The following is a 6,796-nucleotide window of genomic DNA, read 5'->3' as shown; positions in this document are numbered from 1 at the left end:
CCTGCAGACCATTGCGCTCGAGAATGTCGAGCCGCCCCTGGACATACTCGGCGTCATCCCACCGCCACGGATCCAGGTGATCACCCCAGCAGGCGATCTCCAGACCGTCATACCCCCACTCCCCCGCGAGGCGAGCAACCTCCTCGAACGGCAGATCGGCCCACTGACCGGTGAACAACGTGACAGGACGAGACATGCTTCTCCTCTTAACTAACGTTCTCGAATGCTGAAGCCGCGCTGCTCAGACAGCGACGGCGGACCGGGTCTCGACCCATGCGCTCTCCGCGGCCGAGCTGCGCTCGACGGCGTCGAGCACGCGCTGCACGCGGAGCCCCTCTTCGAAGCTCGAGTGCAGCGGGGCACCGTCGGCGATGGCGTTGACGAGGTCGACAACCTGGTGCGTGAAGCCGTGCTCGTAGCCGAGCATGTGGCCGGCCGGCCACCAGGCTGAGACGTACGGATGCTCGGGCTCGGTCACGAGGACCTGCGCGAACCCCTGCGCCCGGTTGTCGGCCGTGCGGTCGTAGTACTGCAGCGAGTTGAGATCCTCGAAGTTCCACGCGAGAGCGCCGAACTCGCCGGAGACCTCGATCGCGAGGGCGTTCTTGCGGCCCGTCGCGAAGCGGCTCGCGTCGAACGAGGCGAGCGCCCCGCCCGAGAGCCGCCCGGTGAAGATCGCGATGTCGTCGACCGTCACCGACCCGGTGCCCGAGCCGTCCGCGAGCGGCCGCTCAGGGATGATCGTGTCGATCGTGCCGGAGACCCGCTCGACGTTCTGGCCTGTGACGAACTGCGTGAGATCGATCGCGTGCGCCCCGATGTCGCCGAGCGCACCCGAACCCGCGAGCTCCTTCTGCAGGCGCCACGAGAGCGGCGCAGCCGGGTCGACGAGCCAGTCCTGCTGGTACGAGGCACGCACCCGGTGGATGCGGCCGATCCTGCCCTCGGCGATCAGATCGCGCAGCAGGGTCACGGCTGGCACGCGACGGTAGGTGAACCCGACCATCGACTTCACGCCGTGCTCTGCGGCGCGAGCAGCCGCATCCGCCATTGACTCGCCCTCTGCGACCGTGTTCGAGAGCGGCTTCTCGACGATGACGTGCTTGCCCGCCTCGAGCGCCCCGATGGCGATCTGTGCGTGCGAGTCTCCGGGCGTGACGATGTCGACGATGTCGATGTCGTCTCGCCCGATGACCTCACGCCAGTCGGTGGCCGACTCCTGCCAGCCCCACTGCTTCGCGGCCTCCGCGACGGCCTCACCGTTGCGCCCGACCACAACCGCCATCTCGACCTCGGCTGGCAGGCCGAAGACGCGAGGCGCCTGCCGCCAGCCGACCGAGTGAGCGGCTCCCATGAAGCCGTAGCCGATCATGGCCACGCGCAACGGCCTGGTCATGCGAGCACTACCTCACGCTCGACGGGGACGCGGTTGGTGACGTAGCGGCCCGGCGCGATCTGCATGTAGAGGAGACGCATCGTGAGCACCACCTCTACCGTGAGCTTGTCGCCGGCGGCGGGCACCTCATCCAGTTGGATGACGATGTCGGGCCGGTCGGAGAGGAACCAGAGCGTCTCGGACTGCTCGGGCAGCTCGTCGATCGTGTACGAGCGACCCTGCAGCTCGAAGCGGAGCTTGTCCTTGGGGATGGCGACGCCGTTGACGTTGACCTCGACGTTGTCGACGGCCGACAGCCAGAGGCTGCGGTACCAGGGGATCTGCACGGAGACGCTGATGCCGTCCTCTCGGCGCGTGACATCCTTCTCGGCGAAGAGTGAATTGTGTGTTGCCATGGTGTTCTCGTCCCTAGCCTCAGGCGACCGTGAGGCTGTTCGCCTCGGCCGCGGTCTCTTCGATGGCACGGCGCATGAGCGCGTGCTGCTGGCGCACCTGCTCGACCGGGTCGCTCTCGCCGAGGTCGGCGAACGCGTGGCCCTCCCACTCGCTGGAGAGGTAGCCCTGGTAGCCGCCCTTCACGAACTGGCGCACGATGCGCGCCGTGTCCATGGCCGGCTCCTCGCCGTGCTCGTCGATGTCGTAGAACTTCGCGTGCACGTGGAACATCTGCGGCATGATGTCGAGCCATTCCTCCGGCTCGACGAGACCGTGCATGTTGAAGGCCAGGCGCGTGAACGGGCCGAGGCGGGCGAAGTCGAACTTCTCGGCCGTGAGGAAGTCCTCGAAAGCCTGGTTGCGCACGTGCATCGGCTGCGGGCGACGCCAGATCTCGTCCATGACGGGGAAGTACTCCTCCGGCATGCCCATGCTGCTGAGCGTGCGCAGCAGGCGCGGCGAGAGGCTGTGCATCGTCGAGCTGAAGTCGGCCGTGAAGCCGAGGCGCTCGCTGCCGAGCTCCTCGTACATCTCGCGGATCGCGTGGATCTGCGGGGCGTTCGGGCCGGAGGGGGCGTGGATCTCATAGCCGAGGCGCTGGTCGTACTTCTCGGCGAGCGGCAGTAGGCGAGCGAGCAGCTCCTTGCCGGCCGAGCGGATGACGACGGTGCGGAAGCCGAAGTCGTTGGCCGTCGCCAGCTGGCGTGCGAAGAACTCGTACTCCTCATCCGGTGTCATGTCGCGGTCTTTGCGGCGCCCCATGTCGAGGTTCGTGCCGACGGCGCTGGGCTCGAGGCCATCGCGCTCGAGGGTGTCGCGCCAGAACTTCACGAACTCCTTGTCGGTGTCCGGGTAGGTGCGCAGCAGCTGCGCGATGTTGAACTCGACGCCGGTGCCGAGCCCTTCCTTGTGCACCGCCTCCACGAGCGTCTCCGGCGTGTAGAGGCCGGCCGCGAACTCCGAGGTCAGCGAGTAGAGGGTGATGCCGAGCTTGATGCCCGTTCCTGCGATTCCGTCTGTCATGGTGTTCTCCTTCTGGTCCCGGCGCTCAGCTGCGTACGGGCAGTGCATGGTGGGCGGCGAGGATGCGGCGCGCCTCGGCCGGGTCGGTGATCATGCGCGATCCCGCATCCGCTGCAGCAGATCGCTGCACGGCGTGCTCGGCGCGGATGATGTCGAACGGGCTCTGCCAGTGGTTCCAGTGCCAGCCCTCGTACTCGCTCGAGACGGCGCCCGAGTACCCCTGCTCGACGAGCAGCGCGATGAGCTCGCGCACGGGAACCGAGGGCTCCTCGCCGTGCTCGTCGATGCCGAAGAACTTGCCGTGCACGTGCTTGACCCACGGCATGATCTCGAGCCAGTCCTCGACTCGAGCCGGGCCGAAGAGTCCCGTGCCGTTGATGGCGAAGTCGATCCCGAAGTCGGGTCGACCGTGCTTGGCGGCGAGGCCGATGAACGAGCCGAAGCGCTTGCCGTGCACGCCCTGGTCGGCGGGCGGGCCCTCGGCGTAGTAGCCGTCCCACAGCTCGACGAGCTCGGCGAGCAGCTCCTCGGAGGCGCCGCGGCGGCGGTAGGCCTCGACGGCCGATGGGGCGAACGCCTTGGTGGTGGCGCCCCAGTCGGCGGTGAAGCCGAGGAACGGGGAGCCGACCTGCTCGAAGCGGTCGCGCAGCGCGAGGATGCGGGGGTGCGAGGCGTACTGGTCGGCGTGCACCTCGAGCGCGAGGGTCACGCCGTGCTTCTCGGCGATCGGCGCGAGCTGCTCCATCGAGTCCGGCGTGATCGAGATCTGCACGCGGGCGACGGGGAAGCCGAGTTTGGCGGCCGCCTCGATCTGGCGCGTCATGTACTCGACGAGCTCGTCCTGCGACAGCAGGCGGTCGCGGTGGATGCCGATGTCGGCGTTGACCGCGAGCGAGGTGCGGACGAGGTCGAGCTCCTCGACGAGGTCCGAGAACCAGCCGGCGAACTCGTCGGTGATGTTCGGGAAGCCGCGGATGCTCGAGAAGCCGATCAGCTCGAGGCCGGGCCCGAAGCCCTCGGCCGCGACCTTGCGGATGAGCCCTTCGAGGTCGTACTCGCGCCCGTGGAACGCGCGGGTGAAGCTGTAGAGGGTGACCCCCTGGATGGGGGTGCCGAGCTCGCCAGTCATGCGGAGACCGCCTTCATCGTCTTGGAGTTGTGTTCTTCGATGCGGAGCACCCCGTGGTCGGTCACGATGTACGGGATGTAGAGCTTCAGGTCGACGTCGACCTGGTGGTCTCCGTCGCCCGCGGCGAGCGGGATGTCGCCTTCGACGACGACCGAGTCGGTCGGGAACCACCACTCGCTGGTGTCGCCCGCGAGCTCATCCGGTGCGTAGGTCTTGCCGTTCATGGTCCAGCGCAGCGACTCCAGCGGGGCTGCGATGCCGTCGACGGAGAGCCCGAACTCGGAGATGCAGGATGCGGGGAGCGAGCGGTACCAGGGCAGGCGCACCTCGACCGAGGTGCGTGTGCCGTTCGTCTTGAGCGTGTCCTGCTCGATGATCCGATCAGGAATCATGGTGGCCTCCTAGCCAGTTGTCAGTCATGGTCAGTGCTGCGTCGCCTGGGCGGCGACTGCTGGTGCAGCGGTGAGCTTCGCCGCGACGTCGCGGGCGCCCTTCACCGCGAGCGCGACGCCCGTGAGGGTCGGGTTGCAGGCGGTCGAGGTGGGGATGACGCCGTTGCCGGCGACGTAGAGTCCCGGCACGCCCCACACCTCGCTCGTCGGAGAGCAGACGCTCTCGCCGTCGTCGGCCTCCCCCATGCGGGTGGTGCCCTGGTAGTGCAGGGAGGCGCCGAACGGCAGGCGGATGACCCGCTCGTCGAGCGGCTCGCCGACCGCGTCGCCGAGCGTGCGCAGCTCGGCCTCGGCCGCATCCATCACCGCTCGGTCCCTGTCGGTGGCCGTGTAGTGGATGCGCACGGCGGGCATCCCGTAGCTGTCGAGGTGGCCGTCGGTGAAGAGCACGCGGTCGTCGCGCTGCAGCTCCTTCGCGCAGAACATGCCGAGCCCGACGATGGAGCCGGGGATGACGGCGTCGTCGACCGCGACGGGCACGGGGGACGCGTCGAGCTGCATGATCTGCCCGTGGAACGGCTTCGCATCGGTGTAGGGCACCCAGCTGACTCCGCTCGTCTCGCTGATGGCGCCAGCTGCCTTGTCCTTCGCTGCCGTCGTCGAGCCCTCCGGGGCTTCGATGCCTGTGATGCGGGCGGCGAAGACCACCTGCGACTGGTCGTTGAGGTAGCGGCCGAGCGCGTCGGGGCGAACCCCGGAGGCCCAGAGGACCTGCGGGGTGCGCAGCGCATCCGCCGCGACGACGACCACTCGGGCCGCGACCACGCTGAGCTGCCCAGCGCCGGCCTCGCTGAGGTCGCGCACCTCCACGCCAGCGGCCGCTCGTCCGTCGCCGATGACAGTCCGGGTGACGAGGGACTCGTCGAAGAGCTCGAAGTTGGGGTTCTCGCGCGTCACGTCACCGAGAACGACGTCCGAGCCGGACCAGACGAGGCGTCCGTCGTCGCGGCGGCGCACGGCGAGCGGCATGCGCTGCACGCGGGCGGAGGGTTCGCGCCCCTCGTCGACGACCGGCGCGAGCCGATCGCGGATGAGCTGGCTGAACGGTGCACCCTCGAACGCGTCGGTGGTCACCCCCAGCAGGCGCTCGGCCTCGCCGAGCAGCTCGTCGAGCTCACCGGTGGCGTCGAGGAAGCTGATGCGCTCGCTCTCGCCTGGCCGCGGGCAGGCCCCCGTCCAGTGGGCGGACATGCCGCCGACGTTGCTCGACATGGCCGCGACGGGCATCCCGTCACCCCCGCCGACCGAGAAGTCGTCGTCGGGGAGCAGGTAGGTGCCTGGGCGTGACTGCCGCTTCCCCTGCGCGAGCGCCACGGGGCTGTTCAGCTTGGCCGCGGCCTCGCTGCGCCCCTCGGAGCGCCGCTGGGCAGCGCTCCGCTCCTCGAGGTCCTCGATGTTCTTGACGTGCGCGCCGGGAGGGTTCGAGACGGTCGGCCCGACCTCGAACATCGCGATGCGCAGTTCGGGCGCCGTCTCGCTCAGGATGCGCGCGTACGTCGCGCCAGCGGGTCCGCTGCCGACGATGGCGACGTCGACGCGCTCCGGGTAGCGGCTCATGCCGACGCCGCGGCTTCCTTCACGAAGGCGACCGATGCCGCGGACTCCGTGGTCGGGTAGTACTCGAGGCCGATCGGCCCGTCGTAGCCGGATGCGCGCAGCACGGAGAACTTCTCCGCCCAGTCGAGCGACCCGGTGCCGGGCTCGCCTCGGCCGGGCGCATCCGCGAGCTGCACGTACTTGACGATGTCGCCTGCGTTCGCGAGCTCGGCGGCCATGTCCTCCCCCTCGACGGCGGAGTGGTAGATGTCGTAGAGCACGCCGAAGTTCGGGGAGTTCACGCCGCGGGCGACGTAGACGGCCTCGGAGGTGCGGTCGAGGAGCGAGCCGGGGTGGTCGACGCGCACGTTGACGGGCTCGAGCACGAGGGTGATGCCGGAGCCCTCGATCTGGGCGATGGCCTTCTCGTAGATCGCGACGAGCTCGTCGAGCTGCGTCTGGCGCTTCGAGCCGCCGAAGCCCGTTCCGCTGCCGACGACCATGCGCGGGCAGCCGAGGTCCTGCGCGATGGCGACGCCCTCGTCGAGGCACTGGTAGAAGAAGGAATGGTCCTTGGGCGGGATCATGAACTGCGTGCGCGGCTCGGCGAGCTGCGCCGTGAGCTGCGTGCCGGTCTCCTGCAGGGCCGCCTTGAGAGCGGGGATGTCCTTAGGCTTGGCGGGAGCATCGCGCCCGGTCGGCCCCCACATCTCGACGGCGTCGAAGCCGGCGGCCGCGGCGGCGCGGACGCGGTCGTGGTAGTCGCCGGCCTCGGTGAAGAGGAGTTCGATGTTCGGTGCGAGCTGGTACATGGGTGAGTCCTTT

Annotated in this window: 7 protein-coding genes and 1 pseudogene; all 8 read right to left on the bottom strand. The window is 69.0% G+C overall.

The window, feature by feature from the left end; genetic code table 11:
* Positions 1-196 (bottom strand): annotated as a pseudogene (locus tag ABVF28_RS16440) (sugar phosphate isomerase/epimerase); the annotation flags it as partial.
* 45 nt (positions 197-241) lie between these two features.
* Complete coding sequence (locus ABVF28_RS16435; protein WP_371031352.1) at positions 242-1,396, bottom strand: Gfo/Idh/MocA family protein; 1,155 nt, start codon at positions 1,394-1,396, stop codon at positions 242-244.
* Complete coding sequence (locus ABVF28_RS16430; RefSeq protein ID WP_104252041.1) at positions 1,393-1,791, bottom strand: DUF6379 domain-containing protein; 399 nt, start codon at positions 1,789-1,791, stop codon at positions 1,393-1,395. The genes ABVF28_RS16435 and ABVF28_RS16430 overlap by 4 nt, the downstream gene beginning before the upstream one ends.
* Positions 1,792-1,810: 19 nt before the next feature.
* Positions 1,811-2,854: a sugar phosphate isomerase/epimerase family protein gene (locus tag ABVF28_RS16425; RefSeq protein WP_371031351.1), complete on the bottom strand. Its 1,044-nt coding sequence runs from the start codon at positions 2,852-2,854 to the stop codon at positions 1,811-1,813.
* Positions 2,855-2,879: 25 nt separating this feature from the next.
* On the bottom strand, positions 2,880-3,983 hold the full coding sequence (locus ABVF28_RS16420; RefSeq protein ID WP_371031350.1) for a sugar phosphate isomerase/epimerase family protein: 1,104 nt from the start codon (positions 3,981-3,983) through the stop codon (positions 2,880-2,882).
* Positions 3,980-4,375, bottom strand: coding sequence for a DUF6379 domain-containing protein (locus tag ABVF28_RS16415; RefSeq protein ID WP_151424249.1), 396 nt, complete (start codon positions 4,373-4,375; stop codon positions 3,980-3,982). The genes ABVF28_RS16420 and ABVF28_RS16415 overlap by 4 nt, the downstream gene beginning before the upstream one ends.
* 30 nt (positions 4,376-4,405) lie before the next feature.
* The gene (locus ABVF28_RS16410; protein ID WP_371031349.1) at positions 4,406-5,992 is read right to left on the bottom strand and encodes a GMC oxidoreductase; all 1,587 of its coding nucleotides are present in this window, start codon (positions 5,990-5,992) and stop codon (positions 4,406-4,408) included.
* Entirely contained in the window at positions 5,989-6,783 is a 795-nt protein-coding gene (locus ABVF28_RS16405) for a TIM barrel protein (protein ID WP_371031348.1), read from the bottom strand. The genes ABVF28_RS16410 and ABVF28_RS16405 overlap by 4 nt, the downstream gene beginning before the upstream one ends.
* Positions 6,784-6,796: the final 13 nt, after the last annotated feature.

The organism is Pseudoclavibacter sp. JSM 162008, assembly GCF_041366455.1.
Taxonomy (GTDB): Bacteria; Actinomycetota; Actinomycetes; order Actinomycetales; family Microbacteriaceae; genus Pseudoclavibacter.
This window is presented reverse-complemented; position numbering and strand designations above follow the sequence as displayed.